General features: G+C 42.2%; 14 protein-coding genes, 3 tRNA genes, 3 rRNA genes and 1 other annotated feature. Of the genes, 18 read left to right on the plus strand and 2 right to left on the minus strand.

The window, feature by feature from the left end; genetic code table 11:
* The 12 genes from dnaA (at position 1) to rrf (ending at position 14,498) form a co-directional block, all read left to right on the plus strand.
* The gene (gene dnaA / locus QNH20_RS00005) at positions 1 to 1,347 is read left to right on the plus strand and encodes a chromosomal replication initiator protein DnaA (protein WP_283920962.1); all 1,347 of its coding nucleotides are present in this window, start codon (positions 1 to 3) and stop codon (positions 1,345 to 1,347) included.
* Positions 1,348 to 1,640: 293 nt separating this feature from the next.
* On the plus strand, positions 1,641 to 2,777 hold the full coding sequence (dnaN, locus tag QNH20_RS00010) for a DNA polymerase III subunit beta (protein WP_283920963.1): 1,137 nt from the start codon (positions 1,641 to 1,643) through the stop codon (positions 2,775 to 2,777).
* A gap of 239 nt (positions 2,778 to 3,016) precedes the next feature.
* Positions 3,017 to 3,232, plus strand: coding sequence for a S4 domain-containing protein YaaA (gene yaaA, locus QNH20_RS00015; RefSeq protein ID WP_283920964.1), 216 nt, complete (start codon positions 3,017 to 3,019; stop codon positions 3,230 to 3,232).
* 17 nt (positions 3,233 to 3,249) lie between these two features.
* Positions 3,250 to 4,368 (plus strand): DNA replication/repair protein RecF, encoded by a 1,119-nt coding sequence (gene recF / locus QNH20_RS00020; protein ID WP_283920965.1) that lies wholly within the window; start codon positions 3,250 to 3,252, stop codon positions 4,366 to 4,368.
* Between the two features lie 8 nt (positions 4,369 to 4,376).
* Complete coding sequence (gene remB / locus QNH20_RS00025) at positions 4,377 to 4,628, plus strand: extracellular matrix regulator RemB (RefSeq protein ID WP_283920966.1); 252 nt, start codon at positions 4,377 to 4,379, stop codon at positions 4,626 to 4,628.
* Between the two features lie 66 nt (positions 4,629 to 4,694).
* Complete coding sequence (gene gyrB, locus QNH20_RS00030; RefSeq protein WP_283923524.1) at positions 4,695 to 6,614, plus strand: DNA topoisomerase (ATP-hydrolyzing) subunit B; 1,920 nt, start codon at positions 4,695 to 4,697, stop codon at positions 6,612 to 6,614.
* 22 nt (positions 6,615 to 6,636) lie between these two features.
* Complete coding sequence (gyrA, locus tag QNH20_RS00035; protein WP_283920967.1) at positions 6,637 to 9,156, plus strand: DNA gyrase subunit A; 2,520 nt, start codon at positions 6,637 to 6,639, stop codon at positions 9,154 to 9,156.
* 285 nt (positions 9,157 to 9,441) lie between these two features.
* Positions 9,442 to 10,991 (plus strand): 16S ribosomal RNA (locus QNH20_RS00040).
* A 105-nt stretch (positions 10,992 to 11,096) separates the two neighbouring features.
* A tRNA-Ile gene (locus tag QNH20_RS00045) sits at positions 11,097 to 11,173 on the plus strand.
* 11 nt (positions 11,174 to 11,184) lie between these two features.
* Positions 11,185 to 11,260 (plus strand) — tRNA-Ala (locus QNH20_RS00050).
* A 107-nt stretch (positions 11,261 to 11,367) separates the two neighbouring features.
* Positions 11,368 to 14,303: ribosomal RNA gene (locus QNH20_RS00055) — 23S ribosomal RNA — on the plus strand.
* A gap of 79 nt (positions 14,304 to 14,382) precedes the next feature.
* Positions 14,383 to 14,498, plus strand: a 5S ribosomal RNA gene (rrf, locus tag QNH20_RS00060).
* Together the 16S, 23S and 5S rRNA genes with 2 tRNA genes alongside form the textbook arrangement of a ribosomal RNA operon.
* Positions 14,499 to 14,705: 207 nt before the next feature.
* Here rrf and QNH20_RS00065 read toward each other — a convergent pair.
* Complete coding sequence (locus tag QNH20_RS00065; protein WP_283920968.1) at positions 14,706 to 15,647, minus strand: YaaC family protein; 942 nt, start codon at positions 15,645 to 15,647, stop codon at positions 14,706 to 14,708.
* A gap of 291 nt (positions 15,648 to 15,938) precedes the next feature.
* Between QNH20_RS00065 and guaB the strand changes: the two genes are divergently transcribed.
* From guaB to QNH20_RS00095, 6 genes are all read left to right on the plus strand, one after another.
* The gene (gene guaB, locus QNH20_RS00070) at positions 15,939 to 17,408 is read left to right on the plus strand and encodes an IMP dehydrogenase (RefSeq protein ID WP_283920969.1); all 1,470 of its coding nucleotides are present in this window, start codon (positions 15,939 to 15,941) and stop codon (positions 17,406 to 17,408) included.
* 244 nt (positions 17,409 to 17,652) lie between these two features.
* Positions 17,653 to 18,960 carry a serine hydrolase gene (locus QNH20_RS00075; protein WP_283923315.1) on the plus strand — a complete coding sequence of 436 codons (1,308 nt, stop codon included), beginning with the start codon at positions 17,653 to 17,655 and terminating at the stop codon, positions 18,958 to 18,960.
* Positions 18,961 to 19,134: 174 nt separating this feature from the next.
* Entirely contained in the window at positions 19,135 to 20,016 is an 882-nt protein-coding gene (gene pdxS, locus QNH20_RS00080; RefSeq protein ID WP_283920970.1) for a pyridoxal 5'-phosphate synthase lyase subunit PdxS, read from the plus strand.
* A 240-nt stretch (positions 20,017 to 20,256) separates the two neighbouring features.
* The gene (gene pdxT / locus QNH20_RS00085) at positions 20,257 to 20,847 is read left to right on the plus strand and encodes a pyridoxal 5'-phosphate synthase glutaminase subunit PdxT (protein ID WP_283920971.1); all 591 of its coding nucleotides are present in this window, start codon (positions 20,257 to 20,259) and stop codon (positions 20,845 to 20,847) included.
* A 52-nt stretch (positions 20,848 to 20,899) separates the two neighbouring features.
* Positions 20,900 to 21,121, plus strand: a binding site (T-box leader).
* A 267-nt stretch (positions 21,122 to 21,388) separates the two neighbouring features.
* Complete coding sequence (serS, locus tag QNH20_RS00090) at positions 21,389 to 22,666, plus strand: serine--tRNA ligase (RefSeq protein WP_283920972.1); 1,278 nt, start codon at positions 21,389 to 21,391, stop codon at positions 22,664 to 22,666.
* A gap of 100 nt (positions 22,667 to 22,766) precedes the next feature.
* A tRNA-Ser gene (locus QNH20_RS00095) sits at positions 22,767 to 22,859 on the plus strand.
* A gap of 219 nt (positions 22,860 to 23,078) precedes the next feature.
* Here the strand turns inward: QNH20_RS00095 and QNH20_RS00100 are convergent.
* On the minus strand, positions 23,079 to 23,774 hold the full coding sequence (locus QNH20_RS00100; RefSeq protein WP_283920973.1) for a deoxynucleoside kinase: 696 nt from the start codon (positions 23,772 to 23,774) through the stop codon (positions 23,079 to 23,081).
* Positions 23,775 to 23,902: the final 128 nt, after the last annotated feature.

Below are 23,902 nucleotides of genomic sequence, written 5' to 3' on the forward strand. Positions count from 1 at the left end.
TTGGAAAATATTGCGGATCTTTGGAATGCAGCGCTAGCCAATATTGAGAAAAAGATAAGCAAGCCTAGCTTTGACACATGGCTTAAGTCGACAAAGGCTCATTCCCTTCAAGGCAATCTGCTTATAATCACCGCTCCAAATGAATTTGCGCGTGATTGGCTGGAAGAGCGTTATTCTCAGTTAATCTCCGGGATTCTCTATGAAATCACCGGGGAAGAGCTATCTGTAAAGTTTATTATTCCGCAAAATCAAAATGAGTCAGAAAATGATATTGCACTGCCGCCAAAGAAAGTAAAAAGGGACGAAGACCATGGGGAAATTCCTCAAGGTATTTTAAATCAAAAGTATACATTTGATACGTTTGTTATTGGTTCAGGCAACCGGTTTGCCCATGCCGCTTCACTTGCTGTAGCAGAAGCACCTGCAAAAGCTTACAATCCGCTATTTATTTATGGAGGCGTAGGATTGGGGAAAACTCACTTGATGCACGCCATTGGCCATTATGTTTTGGATCATAACCCTGCGGCAAAAGTAGTCTATTTATCGTCTGAAAAATTTACCAACGAGTTTATTAACTCAATTCGCGACAATAAAGCGGAGAACTTCCGTAATAAATATCGAAATGTCGATATCTTACTTATTGATGATATTCAGTTTTTAGCAGGAAAAGAATCAACACAGGAAGAATTTTTCCATACATTTAATGCGCTTCATGAAGAAAGCAAACAAATTATTATCTCCAGTGACCGTCCGCCCAGAGAAATCCCAACATTAGAGGATCGGCTACGATCACGCTTTGAATGGGGCTTAATTACTGATATTACGCCGCCAGATTTAGAAACAAGAATCGCTATCCTTCGCAAGAAAGCTAAGGCAGAAGGTTTAGATATACCAAATGAAGTTATGCTTTATATTGCAAATCAAATTGATTCAAACATTCGAGAACTTGAAGGTGCGCTAATCCGTGTGGTAGCCTACTCTTCTTTAATCAATAAAGATATTAATGCAGATCTAGCAGCTGAAGCATTAAAAGATATTATTCCGAGCTCAAAGCCAAAGGTCATTACCATCCATGAGATCCAAAAGGTGGTAGGAGAGCATTTTAGTATAAAACTAGAGGATTTTAAGGCAAAAAAACGGACAAAATCAGTTGCCTTTCCTCGACAAATTGCAATGTATTTGTCGCGCGAATTAACCGATTACTCATTGCCTAAAATAGGAGAAGAGTTTGGTGGACGTGATCATACAACAGTCATTCATGCCCATGAAAAAATATCTAAACTCCTTCAATCCGATTCCACTCTGCAAAAACAAATGAAGGAACTGCATGAATTATTAAAGGTTTAATGAAAATGAGCGGTACGCCGCTTTGGAATTGTCCTTACAATGGATATAGAAGAACTCTTCTATATGTAAAGGAAATGAACTGGCTCTGCTCACACCGCTTTTAGATGTTAGAATTGTGAATAACTGCTTGCATTCTATACACAGTCTGTCCACATGTGGATAGGCTGTGTTTCTATTGAAAATTCAGGTTATCCACATACTAACATGCCCTACTAGTACTTCTATTATTTTTTAAAAAAATAATATTATATGTTTCTGTAAAAAAAATATGCATAAAACGGAGGATTAATGCAATGAAATTTATCATCCAACGGGACCGTCTTGTTCAAAGTGTTCAAGATGTTATGAAGGCTGTTACATCAAGAACAACTATACCGATCTTAACAGGAATCAAAATTGCTGCTACAACAGAAGGAGTTACCTTAACAGGAAGTGACTCCGATATTTCCATTGAATCCTTTATTCCAAAAGAAGATGCCGGAGATGAAATTGTTGAAATTAAACAACCAGGAGCAATCGTTCTTCAGGCTAAATTCTTTAGTGAAATTGTCAAGAAATTGCCTACTGATTCGGTTGAAATTGAGGTTCTTGGTTCATTGCAAACTGTAATCCGCTCTGGGAAATCAGAGTTTAACTTAAACGGTCTGGATGCTGAGGAATACCCTCACCTGCCGCAAATAGAAGAAAACAATAAATTTCATATTGCGACAGATCTATTAAAAGCAATGATTAGACAAACTCATTTTGCTGTGTCCACCTCAGAAACACGCCCAATCTTGACAGGTGTAAACTGGAAAATTGAAAATGACGAGCTAACCTGTATTGCAACAGACAGCCATCGACTTGCACTAAGAAAGGCAAAAATCGAAACGGAAAATCTCGAAAGCTATAATGTTGTTATTCCAGGAAAGAGTTTAAATGAATTAAGTAAAATTATTGATGATACAAATGAATTAATTGATATTGTGATTACTGAAAATCAAATTTTATTTAAAGCAAAGCATTTATTATTTTTCTCGAGATTATTAGAAGGAAATTATCCTGATACATCTAGGTTAATTCCAAATGAAAGTAAAACGGATGTAACCGTGAATACGAAGGAATTTCTCCAAGCAATCGATCGTGCTTCATTACTGGCACGTGAAGGAAGAAATAATGTCGTGAAATTTTCAACCATTGAGGGTGGAATTATCGAAATATCATCAAATACGCCAGAGGTTGGAAAGGTAGTAGAAGAAATTCAAAGCAGTTCGATTGATGGAGAAGAGTTAAAGATATCCTTTAGCGCGAAATACATGATGGATGCTCTAAAAGCACTTGAAGGATCAGATATTAAGGTAAGTTTTACTGGAGCAATGCGTCCATTCGTTATACGCCCCCTACATGACGAAACAATTTTACAGCTTATTTTACCGGTGAGGACCTACTAAATTTTAAGACTTCCTAAATATGCCGCCATTTTATTGGCGGCATTATTTACTAAATAAAAGATAATTCTTTTTCGGCCGATAGAAAAGTTAACCTTTCTATCAGCATAAATGCAACTAAGCCTCTGCATTTCCCTTGGGGGCATGCCATTCGGCAAGTTTTCTTTATTTCCTTTGTATCTTGGTGTTTTATTTAGTAAAATAAAGTATTGGGACCATTTTTAGAAATGAGGGTGAGAATAGTGCCTGAAAGAGTAAAGCTAGACACAGAGTTTATTACATTAGGTCAATTTTTGAAGCTGGCTGATGTGATTCAAACTGGCGGAATGGCAAAATGGTTTTTAAGTGAACATGACATTTTTATTAACGGTGAACAGGACCAAAGAAGAGGGAGAAAACTTCGTGCCGGTGACAAAGTCCAAATTGCTGGCTTTGGGGAGTATGTGATAACCGACTAGCTAAAGGATTTGTTGCTATGTATATTGAAAAATTAGCACTAAAAAATTATCGGAATTATGAAGAATTAGTCGTTCAATTTGAAAATAAAGTAAATGTCATCTTAGGTGAAAATGCCCAAGGTAAAACAAATGTTATGGAGTCCATTTACGTCTTAGCGTTGGCGAAATCACACCGAACCTCCAACGATAAAGAACTTATTCGCTGGGACCAGGAGTATGCTAAAATAGAAGGCAGGGTTCAAAAACAAAATGGTTCTTTGCCCTTGGAATTAATTATTTCTAAAAAGGGAAAGAAAGCAAAATGCAACCATATTGAACAGCAGAAGTTAAGTCAATATGTTGGGAATCTGAACGTGGTCATGTTTGCTCCTGAAGACCTTAATATTGTTAAAGGGAGCCCGCAGGTACGAAGACGATTTATTGATATGGAAATTGGGCAAGTATCGCCCATTTATTTACATGATATGAGTCAATATCACAAAATACTTCAACAACGTAATCATTATTTAAAAATGCTGCAGATAAAAAAACAAACAGATCAAACGATGCTCGAAATTTTAACAGAGCAGTTTATTCAAATGGCTGTGAAGATTGTGAAAAAGCGGTTTGAATTTCTTAATCTGCTTGAAAAATGGGCGCAGCCAATTCATCAAGGGATTTCAAGAGGTCTAGAAACGCTCGAAGTTACCTATAAGCCATCAGTTGAGGTATTAGAAGAACAAGATTTGTCGAAGATGATAGCAAGCTTTGAGGAGAAGTTTGCAAAGGTTAGAACAAGGGAAATAGAACGTGGTACAACCCTATTCGGCCCCCATCGTGACGATTTATTGTTCTTTGTCAATGGAAGGGATGTTCAAACCTTTGGTTCACAGGGGCAGCAGCGAACAACCGCCCTTTCCGTCAAGCTTGCTGAAATTGAATTAATCTATAATGAAATTGGCGAGTATCCAATTTTGCTCCTTGATGACGTTTTATCGGAATTGGATGATTACAGGCAATCCCATTTGCTTAACACCATTCAAGGAAAGGTTCAAACGTTTGTGACAACAACAAGCGTCGAAGGGATTGATCATCAGACACTAAAGGAAGCATCAACCTTTTTTGTTAAATCCGGTGATATGAAGAAAGTTAATTGAGGTGGATCATGTATATTCACATCGGGGAAGATCTTAACATTAGGGCGAAAGACATTATTTCGATATTAGATAAAGAGAGTGCGAATAATTCTCCGTTGGTTGAAGAGTTCTTAGAGCACCATAAAGAAAGATTAATTAACTTGTCCAAAAACCCCTTTAAATCAGTCATAATTACATATGACAAAGTTTACTTATCCCCTATTGCTTCTGGAACATTAAAAAAACGTTCAAACCAAATGAGTATACATGAATTTTTATAAAATTGTTTTTAACAATGAAAATATTGAGCTATTTTTGTCAGAAGGTGCAGGTGAACAAGTATGACTATGGAACAAAAGGCAGTGGAACAAACATACGGTGCCGACCAAATTCAGGTTCTCGAAGGACTTGAAGCAGTTCGAAAACGACCTGGTATGTATATCGGGTCGACAAGCGGAAAAGGGCTCCATCATCTTGTTTGGGAGATTGTTGATAACAGTATTGATGAGGCACTCGCAGGCTACTGTGACGAAATCAATGTCATTATTGAGGAAGATAACAGTATCACTGTAAAAGATAATGGCCGTGGAATTCCGGTAGATATTCAAGAAAAGATGGGCAGACCAGCTGTTGAAGTCATTATGACGGTTCTTCACGCGGGTGGTAAATTTGGCGGTGGCGGCTATAAGGTTTCCGGCGGACTCCATGGAGTTGGTGCTTCCGTTGTTAATGCCCTTTCCACAGAGCTTGAGGTTTATGTCCACCGTGATGGTAAAATTCACTTGATCAAATTTGAACGAGGCGCAGTCGTTAAAGAATTAGAGGTAATTGGAACGACCGACAAAACGGGGACGATTACACGCTTTAAACCAGACGGTGAAATTTTCACTGAAACATTGGTATATGAATATGACATACTTGCGACTCGTCTTCGTGAGCTTGCGTTTCTTAACCGCGGAATCAAAATCACGATTGAAGATAAGCGAGTTGAAAATAAACGAAATGAATACCATTATGAGGGTGGTATTAAATCGTATGTAGAACATTTAAACCGTACAAAAGAGGTTATACATGATGAACCGATTTACATTGAAGGTGAGCGGGACGGTATTAGTGTTGAAGTAGCACTCCAATATAACGAGGGCTATACAGATAACATTTACTCTTTCGCAAATAATATCCACACCTATGAAGGCGGGACACATGAATCAGGCTTTAAAACAGCTTTAACAAGGGTTATTAATGATTATGCTAGAAAAAACAGCCTAATAAAGGAAAATGATACCAACCTTTCCGGAGAAGATGTTCGTGAAGGGATCACAGCCATTATTTCCATCAAACATCCTGACCCGCAATTTGAAGGGCAAACAAAGACGAAGCTTGGGAACTCTGAAGTCAGAGCGATTACAGATACTGTGTTTTCCAGCACGTTTGAAAAGTTCATGTTAGAAAATCCAACAGTTGCCAGGAAAATAATTGATAAAGGTTTGATGGCAGCAAGGGCGAGGCTTGCAGCTAAGAAAGCCAGGGAATTAACGCGTCGAAAAAGTGCATTAGAGGTTTCCAGTTTACCGGGGAAATTAGCAGATTGTTCATCAAAAGATCCATCAGAAAGTGAATTGTACATCGTTGAGGGTGATTCTGCGGGCGGTTCAGCGAAACAAGGGCGTGACCGTCATTTTCAAGCGATTTTACCGTTAAAAGGAAAAATTCTTAATGTTGAGAAAGCCCGTCTGGATAAAATCCTTTCTAACAACGAAGTTAGGGCGATGATTACGGCCATTGGAACAGGTATCGGAGAGGATTTTGATATTGCTAAGGCCCGTTATCATAAAATTGTCATTATGACAGATGCTGATGTTGACGGCGCCCATATTCGCACGCTAATCTTAACGTTCTTCTACCGTTATATGAGAAAAATTTTGGAAGCAGGTTATATATATATTGCCCAGCCGCCACTCTATAAGGTTCAACAAGGTAAACGAGTAGAGTATGCTTATAATGACAAAGAATTAGACCGGATTTTTGCAGAGCTACCAGCTGCACCTAAGCCGAATATCCAGCGTTATAAAGGTTTAGGGGAAATGAATCCTGGACAATTATGGGAAACAACGATGGATCCTGAGCATAGAAGTATGCTTCTAGTTAGTCTGGAAGATGCAATCGAAGCAGACGAAACCTTTGATATGTTAATGGGTGAAAAAGTAGAACCGCGTCGGAACTTCATTGAAGCGAACGCACAATATGTAAAGAATTTAGATATATAAAAAGCGGAGGGAGGTATGTAATATGACTGAAACACCCAATCCTCAAATTAAAGAGATTAATATTAGCCAGGAGATGAGAACATCATTCCTTGACTATGCAATGAGTGTTATTGTTTCTCGTGCCCTTCCAGATGTTCGTGACGGGCTAAAACCAGTTCACCGCCGTATTCTATATGCGATGCATGATCTTGGCATCCATGCGGATAAACCGTATAAAAAATCAGCCCGTATCGTTGGAGATGTAATCGGTAAATATCATCCGCATGGTGATTCAGCGGTGTATGAAACGATGGTCCGGATGGCGCAAGATTTCAACTATCGATATATGCTCGTCGATGGGCATGGAAACTTCGGCTCTGTCGATGGAGACGGAGCAGCTGCGATGCGTTATACAGAATCGAAGATGTCTAAAATATCAATGGAATTATTACGAGATATCAACAAAGATACCATTGATTATCAAGATAACTATGATGGAGAGGAACGAGAGCCTGTTGTTTTGCCGGCACGGTTTCCAAACCTCTTAGTGAACGGAACAACCGGGATTGCTGTTGGGATGGCGACAAATATTCCTCCGCATCAGCTTGGAGAAGTCATTGATGGCGTATTAGCTGTCAGCCGTGACCCAGAAATGACCACGCAGGAGTTAATGGAAATTATCCCTGGTCCGGATTTCCCAACCGGAGGACTAATAATTGGCCGAAGCGGCATGCGTAAAGCATACGAAACCGGCAGAGGCTCGATCACCATCCGTGCGAAGGTGGAGATTGAACAAAAATCCAATGGCAAGGAAGTTATCATTGTTAATGAACTGCCCTACCAGGTAAATAAAGCTAGATTGATTGAAAAAATTGCCGAGCTAGCTCGCGATAAAAAAATTGATGGTATCACTGATTTAAGAGATGAATCTGACCGCAGAGGAATGCGGATTGTGATTGAAGTTCGTAAAGATGCGAATGCCAATGTCCTCTTAAATAACTTATATAAACATACAGCACTGCAAACAAGCTTTGGAATCAACACCTTAGCCCTTGTTGGCGGCCAGCCAAAGGTGTTAAGCCTTAAGCAATGCCTTGTTTACTATTTAGACCATCAAAAAGTGGTCATTCGCCGGAGAACAGAGTTTGAATTGCGTAAAGCTGAAGCACGTGCTCATATTTTAGAAGGCTTAAGAATTGCACTCGATAATTTAGATGCAGTCATTACCCTTATTCGAAACTCGCAGACAACTGATATTGCCCGCGAAGGCTTAATGACACAATTTAACCTATCCGAAAAACAAGCACAAGCCATTCTTGATATGCGCCTGCAGCGTTTAACAGGTTTGGAACGAGAGAAAATTGAGGATGAATTTCAAAGTCTCATGAAGCTAATTGCTGAATTAAAGGCCATTTTAGCTGATGAGGAAAAGATTCTTGAAATAATCCGCGAAGAACTATTAGAAATTAAAGAGCGTTTTAATGATAAACGCCGTACGGAAATTGTCACGGGCGGAATTGAAAATATTGAAGACGAGGATTTAATTCCTCGAGAAAATATCGTTATTTCCTTGACACATAATGGTTACATTAAGCGTCTCCCAGTTTCCACTTATCGTGCGCAAAGACGCGGAGGCCGCGGGATCCAAGGGATGGGAACAAATGAAGATGACTTCGTCGAGCATTTAATCACGACATCGACACATGATACCATTCTCTTCTTTACGAACAAAGGTAAGGTTTATCGTTCAAAAGGCTATGAAATACCAGAATTCAGCCGAACAGCTAAAGGAATACCGATTATTAATCTCCTCGGGATTGAAAAAGGTGAATGGGTTAACGCCATCATTCCTGTCGAAGAATTCGTCGATGATTGGTCCTTATTCTTTACAACAAAAGAGGGGATCTCTAAACGTTCGCCGTTAACATCGTTTGCCAATATTCGGAACAATGGTTTAATTGCCTTGAGTTTGCGTGAGGGTGATGAATTAATCTCCGTCCGAATGACCGATGGCAGCAAACACATGATTATTGGTACAAAAAATGGAATGTTGATTCACTTCCCTGAAACTGACGTAAGATCGATGGGACGAACGGCTACAGGTGTTAAAGGAATTACACTTGATCCTGGTGATGAAGTGGTTGGAATGGAAGTATTAGAAGAGGATAATGACGTTCTCATTGTAACAAAAAATGGTTATGGAAAACGTACGCCTGCATCCGAATACCGTGTCCAAGGACGTGGCGGTAAAGGAATAAAGACCTGCCATGTTACCGAGAAAAATGGAGAACTTGTATCGATGAGAGCTGTGACAGGTGAAGAGGACCTTATGCTTATTACTACTGGCGGTGTCCTCATTCGAATTGATGTAGCCGGTATTTCTAAAATGGGCCGGAACACTCAAGGTGTCAAGCTTATCAGTATGAAGGAAAGCGAAAACGAATTTGTGGCAACCGTCGCAAAGGTTGAAAAAGAAGAAGCTCAAGAAAATGAAAACAGTGATGAGGAAGTAATCGCTGTTGATGAAAATCAAGATGTCAGCACACCAGAGGGCGAAGAATAATTATTTTGAAGAAGCATACTTTCGTGTGCTTCTTTTTTTTTCTTGATCCTAAAAGAACCAGCTGATACAATCATGAAAGTGCGCAAAATGTTTTTAAGATAATTATAGTAAAAAAATAAAAAACGTGTTGACTTAAAAAGGTATTGATGATATATTTATTAAGTCGCTTACGAGCGATAAAGATTTTGTTCTTTGAAAACTAAACAAACAAAAACGTCAACAAACAATAACTATTAGTTTCTTATCGAAACTAAGCCAACGTTTTATTTTATGAGCTAATCAACTTTCTTGGAGAGTTTGATCCTGGCTCAGGACGAACGCTGGCGGCGTGCCTAATACATGCAAGTCGAGCGAACCAATAGGAGCTTGCTCCTGTTGGTTAGCGGCGGACGGGTGAGTAACACGTGGGCAACCTGCCTGTAAGACTGGGATAACTTCGGGAAACCGGAGCTAATACCGGATAATCCTTTTCCTTACATGAGGAAAAGCTGAAAGTCGGTTTCGGCTGACACTTACAGATGGGCCCGCGGCGCATTAGCTAGTTGGTGAGGTAACGGCTCACCAAGGCGACGATGCGTAGCCGACCTGAGAGGGTGATCGGCCACACTGGGACTGAGACACGGCCCAGACTCCTACGGGAGGCAGCAGTAGGGAATCTTCCACAATGGACGAAAGTCTGATGGAGCAACGCCGCGTGAGCGATGAAGGCCTTCGGGTCGTAAAGCTCTGTTGTTAGGGAAGAACAAGTACCGGAGTAACTGCCGGTACCTTGACGGTACCTAACCAGAAAGCCACGGCTAACTACGTGCCAGCAGCCGCGGTAATACGTAGGTGGCAAGCGTTGTCCGGAATTATTGGGCGTAAAGCGCGCGCAGGCGGTCCTTTAAGTCTGATGTGAAAGCCCACGGCTCAACCGTGGAGGGTCATTGGAAACTGGGGGACTTGAGTGCAGAAGAGGAAAGCGGAATTCCACGTGTAGCGGTGAAATGCGTAGAGATGTGGAGGAACACCAGTGGCGAAGGCGGCTTTCTGGTCTGTAACTGACGCTGAGGCGCGAAAGCGTGGGGAGCAAACAGGATTAGATACCCTGGTAGTCCACGCCGTAAACGATGAGTGCTAAGTGTTAGAGGGTTTCCGCCCTTTAGTGCTGCAGCTAACGCATTAAGCACTCCGCCTGGGGAGTACGGCCGCAAGGCTGAAACTCAAAGGAATTGACGGGGGCCCGCACAAGCGGTGGAGCATGTGGTTTAATTCGAAGCAACGCGAAGAACCTTACCAGGTCTTGACATCCTCTGACAATCCTAGAGATAGGACGTTCCCCTTCGGGGGACAGAGTGACAGGTGGTGCATGGTTGTCGTCAGCTCGTGTCGTGAGATGTTGGGTTAAGTCCCGCAACGAGCGCAACCCTTGATCTTAGTTGCCAGCATTCAGTTGGGCACTCTAAGGTGACTGCCGGTGACAAACCGGAGGAAGGTGGGGATGACGTCAAATCATCATGCCCCTTATGACCTGGGCTACACACGTGCTACAATGGATGGTACAAAGGGCTGCGAAACCGCAAGGTTAAGCCAATCCCATAAAACCATTCTCAGTTCGGATTGTAGGCTGCAACTCGCCTACATGAAGCCGGAATCGCTAGTAATCGCGGATCAGCATGCCGCGGTGAATACGTTCCCGGGCCTTGTACACACCGCCCGTCACACCACGAGAGTTTGTAACACCCGAAGTCGGTGGGGTAACCGTAAGGAGCCAGCCGCCTAAGGTGGGACAGATGATTGGGGTGAAGTCGTAACAAGGTAGCCGTATCGGAAGGTGCGGCTGGATCACCTCCTTTCTAAGGATACAAGCTGGACGTATGAGCCAGACAAAAATAGTTTGTTTGATTGTTTATTGTTTGTTTAGTTTTGAGAGTGCAAATTCTCATTATATTTCGTTGTGGGGGCCTATAGCTCAGCTGGTTAGAGCGCACGCCTGATAAGCGTGAGGTCGATGGTTCGAGTCCATTTAGGCCCACCATATTCCATAACGGGGCCTTAGCTCAGCTGGGAGAGCGCCTGCTTTGCACGCAGGAGGTCAGCGGTTCGATCCCGCTAGGCTCCACCAAAATTCGTTCTTTGAAAACTAGATAATCGTAAGAAGAAGCAAAGTAAACATCGAGTAATCGCCATTTTAGTTTTCTCTCTATTTTTAATAGAGAAATAAACCTTTTAGGTTAAGTTAGAAAGGGCGCACGGTGAATGCCTTGGCACTAGGAGCCGATGAAGGACGGGACTAACACCGATATGCTTCGGGGAGCTGTAAGTAAGCTTTGATCCGGAGATTTCCGAATGGGGGAACCCACTGTTCGTAATGGAACAGTATCTTTACCTGAATACATAGGGTATTGAAGGCATACCCGGGGAACTGAAACATCTAAGTACCCGGAGGAAGAGAAAGCAAACGCGATTCCCTGAGTAGCGGCGAGCGAAACGGGACATAGCCCAAACCAAGAGGCTTGCCTCTTGGGGTTGTAGGACACTCTACATGGAGTTACAAAGGAACGGGGTAAATGAAGCGACCTGGAAAGGTCCGTCATAGAAGGTAAAAGCCCTGTAGTTGAAACTTCGTTCCCTCCTGAGTGGATCCTGAGTACGGCCGGACACGTGAAATCCGGTCGGAAGCAGGGAGGACCATCTCCCAAGGCTAAATACTCCCTAGTGACCGATAGTGAACCAGTACCGTGAGGGAAAGGTGAAAAGCACCCCGGAAGGGGAGTGAAATAGTTCCTGAAACCGTGTGCCTACAAGTAGTTAGAGCCCGTTTATGGGTGATAGCGTGCCTTTTGTAGAATGAACCGGCGAGTTACGATTACATGCAAGGTTAAGTTGAAGAGACGGAGCCGCAGCGAAAGCGAGTCTGAATAGGGCGAATGAGTATGTGGTCGTAGACCCGAAACCAGGTGATCTACCCATGTCCAGGGTGAAGTCCAGGTAACACTGGATGGAGGCCCGAACCCACGCACGTTGAAAAGTGCGGGGATGAGGTGTGGGTAGCGGAGAAATTCCAATCGAACTTGGAGATAGCTGGTTCTCTCCGAAATAGCTTTAGGGCTAGCCTCACGTAGTTAGAGTCTTGGAGGTAGAGCACTGTTTGGACTAGGGGCCCTCATCGGGTTACCGAATTCAGACAAACTCCGAATGCCAAAGACTTATCCGTGGGAGTCAGACTGCGAGTGATAAGATCCGTAGTCAAAAGGGAAACAGCCCAGACCACCAGCTAAGGTCCCAAAGTATACGTTAAGTGGAAAAGGATGTGGAGTTGCTTAGACAACCAGGATGTTGGCTTAGAAGCAGCCACCATTTAAAGAGTGCGTAATAGCTCACTGGTCGAGTGACTCTGCGCCGAAAATGTACCGGGGCTAAACGTATCACCGAAGCTGTGGATTGACACCGTAGGTGTCAGTGGTAGGAGAGCGTTCTAAGGGCGTTGAAGCTAGACCGTAAGGACTGGTGGAGCGCTTAGAAGTGAGAATGCCGGTATGAGTAGCGAAAGATGAGTGAGAATCTCATCCACCGTATGCCTAAGGTTTCCTGAGGAAGGCTCGTCCGCTCAGGGTTAGTCGGGACCTAAGCCGAGGCCGAAAGGCGTAGGCGATGGACAACAGGTTGATATTCCTGTACCACCTCTTTATCGTTTGAGTGATGGGGGGACGCAGGAGGATAGGGTAAGCGCGCTGTTGGATATGCGCGTCTAAGCAGTTAGGCTGGTAAGTAGGAAAATCCGCTTACCGCAAGGGCTGAGCTGTGACAGCGAGGGAAATATAGTACCGAAGTTCCTGATTCCACACTGCCAAGAAAAGCCTCTAGCGAGATAAAAGGTGCCCGTACCGCAAACCGACACAGGTAGGCGAGGAGAGAATCCTAAGGTGAGCGAGAGAACTCTCGTTAAGGAACTCGGCAAAATGACCCCGTAACTTCGGGAGAAGGGGTGCTCTTTGGGGTTCATAGCCTCGAAGAGCCGCAGTGAATAGGCCCAGGCGACTGTTTAGCAAAAACACAGGTCTCTGCGAAGCCGCAAGGCGAAGTATAGGGGCTGACGCCTGCCCGGTGCTGGAAGGTTAAGAGGAGGGGTTAGCGCAAGCGAAGCTCTGAATCGAAGCCCCAGTAAACGGCGGCCGTAACTATAACGGTCCTAAGGTAGCGAAATTCCTTGTCGGGTAAGTTCCGACCCGCACGAAAGGCGTAACGATCTGGGCACTGTCTCAACGAGAGACTCGGTGAAATTATAGTACCTGTGAAGATGCAGGTTACCCGCGACAGGACGGAAAGACCCCGTGGAGCTTTACTGTAGCCTGATATTGAATTTTGGTACAGCTTGTACAGGATAGGTAGGAGCCGTAGAAACCGGAGCGCTAGCTTCGGTGGAGGCGTCGGTGGGATACTACCCTGGCTGTATTGAAATTCTAACCCGCACCCCTAATCGGGGTGGGAGACAGTGTCAGGTGGGCAGTTTGACTGGGGCGGTCGCCTCCTAAAGAGTAACGGAGGCGCCCAAAGGTTCCCTCAGAATGGTTGGAAATCATTCGTAGAGTGTAAAGGCACAAGGGAGCTTGACTGCGAGACCTACAAGTCGAGCAGGGACGAAAGTCGGGCTTAGTGATCCGGTGGTTCCGCATGGAAGGGCCATCGCTCAACGGATAAAAGCTACCCCGGGGATAACAGGCTTATCTCCCCCAAGAGTCCACATCGACGGGGAGGTTTGGCACCTCGATGTCGGCTCATCGCATCCTGGGGCTGTAGTCGGTCCCAAGGGTTGGGCTGTTCGCCCATTAAAGCGGTACGCGAGCTGGGTTCAGAACGTCGTGAGACAGTTCGGTCCCTATCCGTCGTGGGCGCAGGAAATTTGAGAGGAGCTGTCCTTAGTACGAGAGGACCGGGATGGACGCACCGCTGGTGTACCAGTTGTCTTGCCAAAGGCATCGCTGGGTAGCTATGTGCGGACGGGATAAGTGCTGAAAGCATCTAAGCATGAAGCCCCCCTCAAGATGAGATTTCCCATAGCGTCAAGCTAGTAAGATCCCTGAAAGATGATCAGGTTGATAGGTCAGAGGTGGAAGCATGGCGACATGTGGAGCTGACTGATACTAATCGATCGAGGACTTAACCAAGTTTTAAAGCGAACTCGTTTTTACAACACTTCTTCTGCATTATCTAGTTTTGAGGGAATGAAACCTCAAGCAAAAATAGTCTGGCAATAATGGCGAGAAGGTCACACCCGTTCCCATACCGAACACGGAAGTTAAGCTTCTCAGCGCCGATGGTAGTTGGGACTTTGTCCCTGTGAGAGTAGGACGTTGCCAGGCAAATGAAAGACAACCTGTATTGGGTTGTCTTTTTTTTGTATAAATAAAAACTAATGATTGACTTTTTGCCAGTTCAGGACAGAATGAGTGATAGAAGAAAGTAAACTAACTAAAGTGGAAAGAAAATCTAAAATCCACCAATAGAAAGTAAGCAAAGGTACCAAATAGAGGATAGCGGCTGCCAAAACAGTAAGAATGTCCTTTTCTTTATTTCATTAAAAACTGATAAATTAAAAAGGGTCCTTTTTTCATTGTGATCGTAAGGAAGGTATCGATAAAAGGATAATCCTGATTTGGCATCATTTTCGTTAATTCACTCCACCATTCTGTTTCATATCGGGCAATCATACTTAAGTTATAGAGCAGTAAATAATGGATCAGCAGTTCAGGAAAAGTAAAAAGATAACTTTTGTTAAGTGAAATTGTATAGGAGCCATCCTCTAAATTATATTTTAATGGTGAAACGTCTAGAGATCTCTTATCATTCAATGTTAACGCAAGCACACTATCTGAAAATTCGACTCCTTTTTCAAACTTCGATGTCAAAAATTCCTTGAACCGATCTTCTGTCATATGATAATGATCTAATACAGATTCAGGGATCAAAAGACAGTCTCCATCCTGTAGTAATTTCTCGAATGTTCGTTTTCCTTCGAGTAAAAAGAATAAATCATTGAGTTCCGGTATAAGCTGAAGTAGTTCCTCCATAATGACCTTCTCCCCTTCCAATTGTTTCATGTGAAACAATTTTTCGGACATGAAGGGAAATAACCCATTTTTTTGAAACTTTACTTCATCCTGAAAGAAAAGGTAATTTTGCTTTTTCCTTTTCCTAGTCGAAACACCATGTGCTAAAACAGCCGTTGTCTCAGGATAAGAAGGATCAGTGGTTAAAATACAAGCTTTAATTAAATGGACAAGACCATAAAAAAGCAAAATAGGTTTTATAATAAGTGGCGATTTTTCTGCCTGTTCATAATATATTTGTCCATGTTCGAGATAATAGAGAAAGGCATAGCAGTTTTCATAGCTCTTTTGTTCAGGATTCTCCAAATTAAGCTTATGATAACTATTTTTTAAATAGCGCTGGCAGTATTCTGCAGAAAAGAAACAACTAAAGCTTTTCCAGTCTTTATATTTAGTATCCAAGATGCAATCACCTTTTTCAGAAGAATCAAACAAATAAATATCTCTTGACAGTATTTTGTCCAATTGATAACCTACAAATAATATTTTTTGTTTGGTAAAGAGGCGGAGCGCCGCAAAAGTAATTTAGTAAATCAATGATTACTAGGAAATATACATTCTTCACGATGAATGTAGTGAAGCCCAGCTCTGCTCACACCGCCTTTATTATGTTAGGCTGGATCTTTATATGTATTTTTATGATAGATATATGTGTGTAACTCAATATAAGTTTTGTAAGGGGGCCGTTAAAAAATGTGGGAAAGTAAATTTTCAAAAGAAGGTTTAACGTTTGATGATGTTTTATTAATTCCTGGTAAGTCAGAGGTACTGCCAAAAGATGTAAGTCTGAAAGTAGAATTGTCGACTAGTGTAAAGCTTAATATTCCAATTATTAGTGCTGGTATGGACACAGTTACTGAATCAGAAATGGCGATTGCCATTGCCCGTCAAGGTGGCTTAGGGATCATCCATAAAAATATGACCATCGAGCAGCAGGCAGAGCAGGTAGAGAAGGTTAAGAGGTCTGAAAGTGGAGTTATTAATGATCCATTTTTCCTAACCCCTGAACACCAAGTATTTGATGCGGAGCATCTGATGGGGAAATATCGCATTTCCGGGGTGCCGATTGTTAATAATATGGATGAACAGAAGCTTGTTGGGATTATCACTAATAGAGATCTTCGCTTTATCCAAGATCAAGATTATTCATTTAAAATTTCAGATGTGATGACAAAGGAAAATCTTGTAACGGCACCTGTTGGAACCACATTGAAAGAGGCTGAAAAAATCCTTCAGAAGTATAAAATTGAAAAACTGCCGCTTGTTAATAATCAGGGGGTTTTGAAAGGCTTAATCACCATTAAGGACATTGAAAAGGTGATTGAATTTCCAAACTCAGCAAAAGACAAGCAAGGCCGCTTATTAGCAGGTGCGGCAGTTGGAGTAACATCGGATACAATGAAACGGGCTGAGGCGCTTGTTGCAGCCAATGTTGATGTCCTGGTTGTCGATACGGCCCATGGCCATTCCAAGGGTGTTCTTGATACCGTGAAAGACCTGAAAAATGCTTTTCCACATGTAACGATTATTGCCGGAAACGTGGCAACAGCTGAAGCAACTAAAGACTTATTTGAAGCAGGCGCTGATGTTGTAAAAGTAGGAATTGGACCTGGTTCCATTTGTACAACCAGGGTTGTGGCAGGTGTTGGGGTTCCGCAAATAACTGCAGTCTATGACTGTGCAACGGAAGCGATGAAGCAAGGAAAAACGGTTATTGCTGATGGTGGGATTAAATACTCCGGAGATATCGTAAAGGCACTGGCCGCAGGCGGACATGCTGTTATGCTCGGCAGTTTGTTAGCAGGGGTTTCTGAGAGCCCTGGAGAGACAGAAATTTTCCAAGGACGCCGCTTTAAGGTATATCGCGGAATGGGTTCTGTGGCTGCAATGGAAAAGGGTTCGAAAGACCGATATTTCCAAGAGGATAATAAAAAGTTTGTGCCGGAAGGAATTGAAGGCCGTATTCCATATAAAGGACCATTAGCAGAAACAATTTATCAATTAATTGGCGGCTTGCGGTCTGGAATGGGCTATTGTGGCACAAAGGATCTTTACGACCTAAGGACGAAAGCACAGTTTGTTAAGATGACAGGTGCCGGCCTTAGAGAAAGTCATCCTCATGATGTCCAAATCACAAAAGAAGCACCAAATTATTCTAAATAATAAAATGACAGAGAAGCCACGGCTTCTCTGTTTTTTTACGAAAAAGGCTGTGCTGCTTAAATTGTGAAAATAGTCCTTAGAATTAGTGAATTTTTCAAAATTAGTTATAAGATGGTGCAATGCTCCTCCTATGATTTACTAGACAGTTATGTTAAAATAACCAAGGTGTAATAAAACGTTGGAGGGCTATATAGTGAATAAACATTTTTATCAGAAATGCGTTGCTAGTGCGCTGGCACTCATCATGTTTTTTAGCCTATTTGCCGGAGTAAATCCAGCTAAGGCAGAAGCAGCATTAAATGTAAATGCAGATGGGGCCATATTAGTTGATGGAGAAACAGGTAAGGTTTTATATGAAAAAAATGCTGATAGTGTACTAGGAATTGCTAGTATGACAAAAATGATGACAGAGTATCTATTACTAGAGGCTGTCAAGAACGGAAAAGTGAAATGGGATCAAGAATACACTCCGAGTGATCTCGTCTATAAAATTTCCCAAAACCGTGAACTTTCAAATGTTCCATTAAGAGCAGATGGTAAATATAAAGTCCGTGAATTATATGAAGCAATGGCAATTTACTCCGCAAATGCTGCCACGATTGCAATTGCTGAAATCATTGGCGGGTCAGAAACAAATTTTGTCAAAATGATGAATGAAAAAGCAAAAAAGTTAGGATTAAAGGATTATAAATTCGTTAATTCAACTGGTTTAAATAATCGAGATTATCTTGGTCAGCATCCACAGGGAACTGGTCCTGAAGATGAGAATGTCATGTCACCACGTACAGTTGCTAAATTAGCGTACCATTTAATTAATGATTTTCCTGATGTGTTAAAAACAGCAAGTACACCAAAGAAATTTTTTAAAGAAGGCACAGATGATCAAATCAAAATGGATAACTGGAACTGGATGCTGCCATCGTTAACATTTGGTTACGAAGGTATGGACGGGCTTAAAACAGGTACAACTGATTTTGCAGGTTCCTGTTTTACCGGAACAGCTAGTCGTGATGGAAAAAGGTTTATCACTGTTGTCCAAAATGCGAAAGATGCGAACGGACAAGGAACTCATAAAGCCCGCTTTGACGAAACAAGAAAAATGCTGGATTATGCCTTCAGCAACTATTCAAAAGAAGAGCTAGTACCGAAACATTATCAAGTAAAAGGTCATAAATCGGTACCAGTAATTAAAGGAAAAGATAATCAAGTAAAAATTTACACAAAGTCAGCCATTGACATGGTGGTCCTCAATGGTGAAAAGGAAAATTATAAACCAGTATTGGTATTAGATAAAAAGAAAATCAATAAAAAAGGTGAGTTAACTGCACCAATTAAAAAAGGTGAAACAGTTGGCTATTTAACAATTGAACCGAAAAACGGTGAAAAGGTTAGTTTCTTAACAGAGGAAGGCCAGAAGAAAATACAAGTAGATGTTATTGCTGCACAAGATGTTGAGAAAGCAAACTGGTTCGTGCTCATGATGCGTGGAATCGGTAATTTCTTTGGAGATGTCTGGAACGGAATTTCTTCCACTGTTAAAGGCTGGTTTTAAATAAGCTGCGTTAAAATTTACCATCATAAAAAGAAAGGATTCTTGTCTTGACAGGAATCCTTTTTTGTTGCTTTAATAATTTTATGGAATAATAATTCCGATTGAATAAATAAGAAATTTCCAAGTGTATACAAAAATTTTTCTTAATATTAAAACAAAGGGGGATTTTAACAAATGAAAACAGGTACGGATCTCGTAAAACGCGGTATGGCAGAAATGCAAAAGGGCGGCGTCATCATGGATGTTGTCAATGCGGAACAAGCAAAAATTGCAGAAGAAGCGGGTGCAGTAGCCGTAATGGCACTAGAACGTGTTCCTTCAGATATCCGCGCTGCTGGCGGTGTGGCAAGAATGGCAGACCCAAGGATTGTAGAAGAGGTACTTAATGCTGTTTCAATCCCTGTAATGGCTAAAGCAAGAATTGGCCATATTGTGGAGGCACGTGTGCTTGAAGCTATGGGTGTCGACTATATTGATGAAAGTGAAGTTTTAACTCCAGCTGATGAAGAATTCCATTTAAATAAAAAAGACTATACTGTACCGTTTGTTTGCGGCTGTCGCGATCTTGGCGAAGCTGCCCGCAGAATCGGTGAAGGGGCATCAATGCTTCGCACAAAGGGTGAGCCTGGAACGGGTAACATCGTTGAAGCAGTTCGTCATATTCGTAAGGTAAATGCACAGGTTCGTAAAGTGGTAGGAATGAACGAAGATGAGTTAATGACAGAGGCGAAGCTTTTAGGTGCTCCATATGAGCTTCTTCTTGAAATTAAACGTCTTGGCCGCCTTCCTGTAGTTAACTTTGCTGCGGGTGGTGTGGCAACACCTGCTGATGCTGCTCTAATGATGCAGTTAGGAGCAGACGGTGTATTTGTTGGATCTGGTATTTTTAAATCAGAAAATCCTGCAAAATTTGCCAGAGCAATTGTGGAAGCAACAACACATTTCCAAGACTATAAATTAATTGCTGAGCTTTCAAAAAACCTTGGTACGCCAATGAAAGGAATTGAAATTTCCTCACTGGCACCTGAAGCACGTATGCAAGAAAGAGGCTGGTAATAAGAATGCGGAAGCGCCTTGAACAGGGGCGATATAGGGAGAATTATTGACTGGCAAGCAAAGCGAAGCCAGAGATTAGTCTCCCTTAATGCGTACAGAATGCGATAGCTTTCTGTAGCCAGGCATAAGACGAGCCGGCGAGAAGGCTTCTTTTTGGCCTTCTTGACGGATTGGCTTATGACCCCGAGCCCCTAGGCACTGAAGCTAGACAGTAATCAAAGTTAAAGAAGGGGTATTACTATGGTGAAAATTGGCGTTCTCGCTTTGCAAGGGGCTGTCCGCGAACATATTAACTCGCTAGAAGCATGTGGTGTCGAAGCAATTGCAGTAAAACGAAAAGAAGAATTGCAAGATTTAGATGGCTTTATTCTTCCAGGTGGAGAAAGCACGGCAATGCGGCGTTTAATCGACAAATACAATTTTATGGATGCATTAAAAGAATTTGCGCGTGAAGGTAAACCAATGTTTGGTACTTGTGCCGGCCTGATTCTATTAGCAAAAGAACTTGTTGGCTATAGTGAGCCGCACATCGGTGTTATGGACATTAAGGTTGAGCGCAATTCATTTGGACGTCAAGTTGACAGCTTTGAGGCCGACCTCGCGATTAAAGATGTCGCTGAGAGTTTTCCAGCGGTGTTTATCCGTGCACCACACATTGTTGAAGCGGGAGAGAATGTTGAGATTCTGTCCAAGCATAATGACCGCATTGTCGCCGCACGGGAAGGGCAATTTCTTGGCTGTTCCTTTCATCCGGAGCTGACAGATAATCACCGCCTTACCGCCTATTTTGTCGAGATGGTGAAGGAAGCAAAAGCAAAACAACTTGCATAGAATGGTTGCATTTGGCTGATAATTATAGTAAATTATTAAACAAATCCATAATGAAAAAGCAATGAGAGGAACTAGTAGCAAGAAACTCACTCTTAAAGAGAGCCGGTGGCGGGTGTGAACCGGTGTGTGAAACTTGTGAATCCATCCTCGAGCAGGGTGCGGAACGCCTCAATGAGGTTAGTAAGGACCTTCGGTAGAAACCGTTACATTTTTTTGAGGTGGACAGTGTTGACTGTCAACCAGGGTGGTATCGCGAGTAACTCTCGTCCCTGTTTTGGGGGCGGGAGTTTTTTTTATTTACAAGCCATTTAGCAGTGTATGGACTCCTCGAAAAAGCTAACGCTTTTTCTTCGTGCGATGCTTATGCTGCCGAAGTCTTCCTTGTGGAGAACTTCGACTGAGATAAAGGAAAGTAGAAAAGCGCAAGCGTCGATGTTGATTTATCTAGGGAGGAGAGGGAAGTACATTTGCTGCTGGCCGCTGGAGCTAGATAGTTTTCAAAGTAAACTGTAATTATTTTTTAAGAGGGAGTGTATAAACTATGCTGGATATTAAAGTATTAAGAGCAAATTTTGCAGAAGTAAAAGAAAAGCTGCAGCATCGCGGCGAAGATTTAACAGATTTAGGCCGGTTCGAGGATCTAGATCTGAAAAGACGTGAATTAATTGTTGAGACTGAAAAATTAAAAAGTAAAAAAAATGAGGTTTCTCAGCAGGTAGCGGCATTAAAACGAGAGAAGCAGGATGCTGATAATTTAATAAAAGAAATGCGTGAGGTTGGTGACCAAATCAAAACGCTTGATGATGAGCTGCGCGAGGTGGAACAGGTCTTAGAAAATTTGCTGCTAAGCATTCCAAACATTCCGCATGAAAGTGTTCCGGTTGGGGAAACTGAGGATGATAATGTCGAGATTAGGCAATGGGGCAAAGTGCGCGAGTTTGAATTTGAAGCTAAACCGCATTGGGACCTTGCTGACCAGTTAGGGATTCTTGATTTTGAACGGGCAGGTAAGGTTACTGGAAGCCGCTTTGTCTTTTATAAGGGGCTGGGGGCGCGTTTAGAGCGTGCGTTAATGAGTTTCATGCTTGACCTTCATGTTGATGAACATGGCTATACAGAAATTCTGCCGCCATACATGGTAAACCGTACAAGTATGACGGGCACAGGGCAATTGCCAAAATTTGAAGAGGATGCCTTTTTAATAGAAAGCGAAGATTACTTCCTTATTCCAACTGCTGAGGTGCCTGTTACTAACTATCACCGCGATGAAATTTTAAGCAGTGAAGATCTGCCAATTCGCTTTGCTGCCTACAGCGCGTGCTTCCGCTCTGAGGCAGGCTCTGCAGGACGAGATACAAGGGGATTAATTCGTCAGCACCAATTCAATAAGGTAGAGCTTGTAAAGTTTGTAAAGCCAGAAGATTCTTATGAGGAGCTGGAAAAGCTGACACATGATGCCGAGCGGGTATTACAATTGCTCGAGCTGCCCTACCGTGTCCTTAGCATGTGTACCGGGGACCTTGGCTTTACAGCCGCGAAAAAGTACGATATTGAGGTGTGGATCCCAAGCTATGGAACATACCGCGAGATTTCTTCTTGCAGTAATTTTGAGGCATTCCAGGCAAGACGGGCAAATATCCGCTTCCGCCGCGATTTAAAGGCAAAGCCCGAGCATGTTCATACGTTAAACGGATCTGGCCTTGCGATTGGCCGCACGGTCGCTGCTATTTTAGAAAATTACCAGCAGGAGGACGGCAGTGTTGTCATTCCTAATGTCTTGCGTCCATATATGGGCGGCCGTGAGGTCATAAAGCCGTAATAAATCATTAAAAATTCCGGATGGAAACAATCCGTCCGGAATTTTAATAATATTGTTTGACAAGATACAAAATATGTGTTAAATTATCATTTGTCGATACGGAGGAATACCCAAGTCCGGCTGAAGGGATCGGTCTTGAAAACCGACAGGCGGGTTAAACCGCGCGGGGGTTCGAATCCCTCTTCCTCCGCCATCAATATAAACAATCGCGCATAAAAACTGGAGATAAAAGTTCGTTACATTTTTTTGTAGCGAACTTTTTTTTATCCAACTATGAGATTTGGCTAAATCCATAAGAATAAGCTTCATTACCTTGTTCGAAAAAAAGCATTAGCTTTTTTGAGAGTTTCCAGCGTCTAGTGGTGATGCATCGCTAACCGGTCTGTTCCGCTCTTCTAATAAAAAACACCTATTAAAAAATAGGTGTCTGTGTTCTGTTTAATATCTCATTTAATTTTTCTTCAACATCACGGCAAACCCGTAAGGCATCGTCATTATTTTTGACAACGTCCGTGGTATCCATATCAATCACAAGCACTTCGCTCGCGGCATATTGATTCATTACCCACTCGTCGTAGCCTTTCCACACTTCAAAATAATACTCCTTCAGCTCAGGGTTAATTTCGAAGCTTCGACCACGGGCCATAATCCGGTCGATTACCGTATCAAATGATCCTTTTAAGTAAACCATTAAATCCGGAGCCTTTTTCGGAAGTTCATTTAACTCTTCCATCATATTATCGACGAGATCTTCATAAATTTTGAATTCCAAGTCAGAGATTCTGCCTAAGTTTTTATTAACATAAGCAAAATACCAGTCCTCATAAATTGAACGGTCTTGAATCGTGTAAATAGGTTCACGCCAATTAATACAATCCTTTACTGTTTTAAAGCGCTTATTTAAGAAAAATAACTGCAGGAGAAAAGGAATTCTCCTTGCATCTAATTCCTCTTGTGTTAATTCATAATAAAGCGGAAGAATCGGATTATCATCAACCGTTTCGTAAAACACCTTACTTTCAATTCCTTTATGTTGAAAGTGGGCACTCAATATATCTGCCACACTTGTTTTTCCAAGACCAATCATACCACCAATAACGATACTCACTTACATCCTCCTGCTCTATATGTTTGTCCCGCATTAACGGGCAGTAGGACCCATTTTAAGTTAATCCAAAAGGATAACTGTGGGAATAATTGCCCGAAAAAGTCCGATTGGTTCAATAACAATCAGTG

Origin of the sequence: Neobacillus sp. WH10 (assembly GCF_030123405.1) — a bacterium.
GTDB lineage: Bacteria > Bacillota > Bacilli > Bacillales > Cytobacillaceae > Neobacillus.

Bases quoted from the DNA above. Each gene is read 5' to 3' on its own strand.
- dnaN (WP_283920963.1), top strand. From the start codon at position 1,641: ATGAAATTTATCATCCAACGGGACCGTCTTGTTCAAAGTGTTCAAGAT.
- recF (WP_283920965.1), top strand. From the start codon at position 3,250: ATGTATATTGAAAAATTAGCACTAAAAAATTATCGGAATTATGAAGAA.
- remB (WP_283920966.1), top strand. From the start codon at position 4,377: ATGTATATTCACATCGGGGAAGATCTTAACATTAGGGCGAAAGACATT.
- gyrB (WP_283923524.1), top strand. From the start codon at position 4,695: ATGGAACAAAAGGCAGTGGAACAAACATACGGTGCCGACCAAATTCAG.
- gyrA (WP_283920967.1), top strand. From the start codon at position 6,637: ATGACTGAAACACCCAATCCTCAAATTAAAGAGATTAATATTAGCCAG.
- guaB (WP_283920969.1), top strand. From the start codon at position 15,939: ATGTGGGAAAGTAAATTTTCAAAAGAAGGTTTAACGTTTGATGATGTT.
- QNH20_RS00075 (WP_283923315.1), top strand. From the start codon at position 17,653: ATGTTTTTTAGCCTATTTGCCGGAGTAAATCCAGCTAAGGCAGAAGCA.
- pdxS (WP_283920970.1), top strand. From the start codon at position 19,135: ATGAAAACAGGTACGGATCTCGTAAAACGCGGTATGGCAGAAATGCAA.
- pdxT (WP_283920971.1), top strand. From the start codon at position 20,257: ATGGTGAAAATTGGCGTTCTCGCTTTGCAAGGGGCTGTCCGCGAACAT.
- serS (WP_283920972.1), top strand. From the start codon at position 21,389: ATGCTGGATATTAAAGTATTAAGAGCAAATTTTGCAGAAGTAAAAGAA.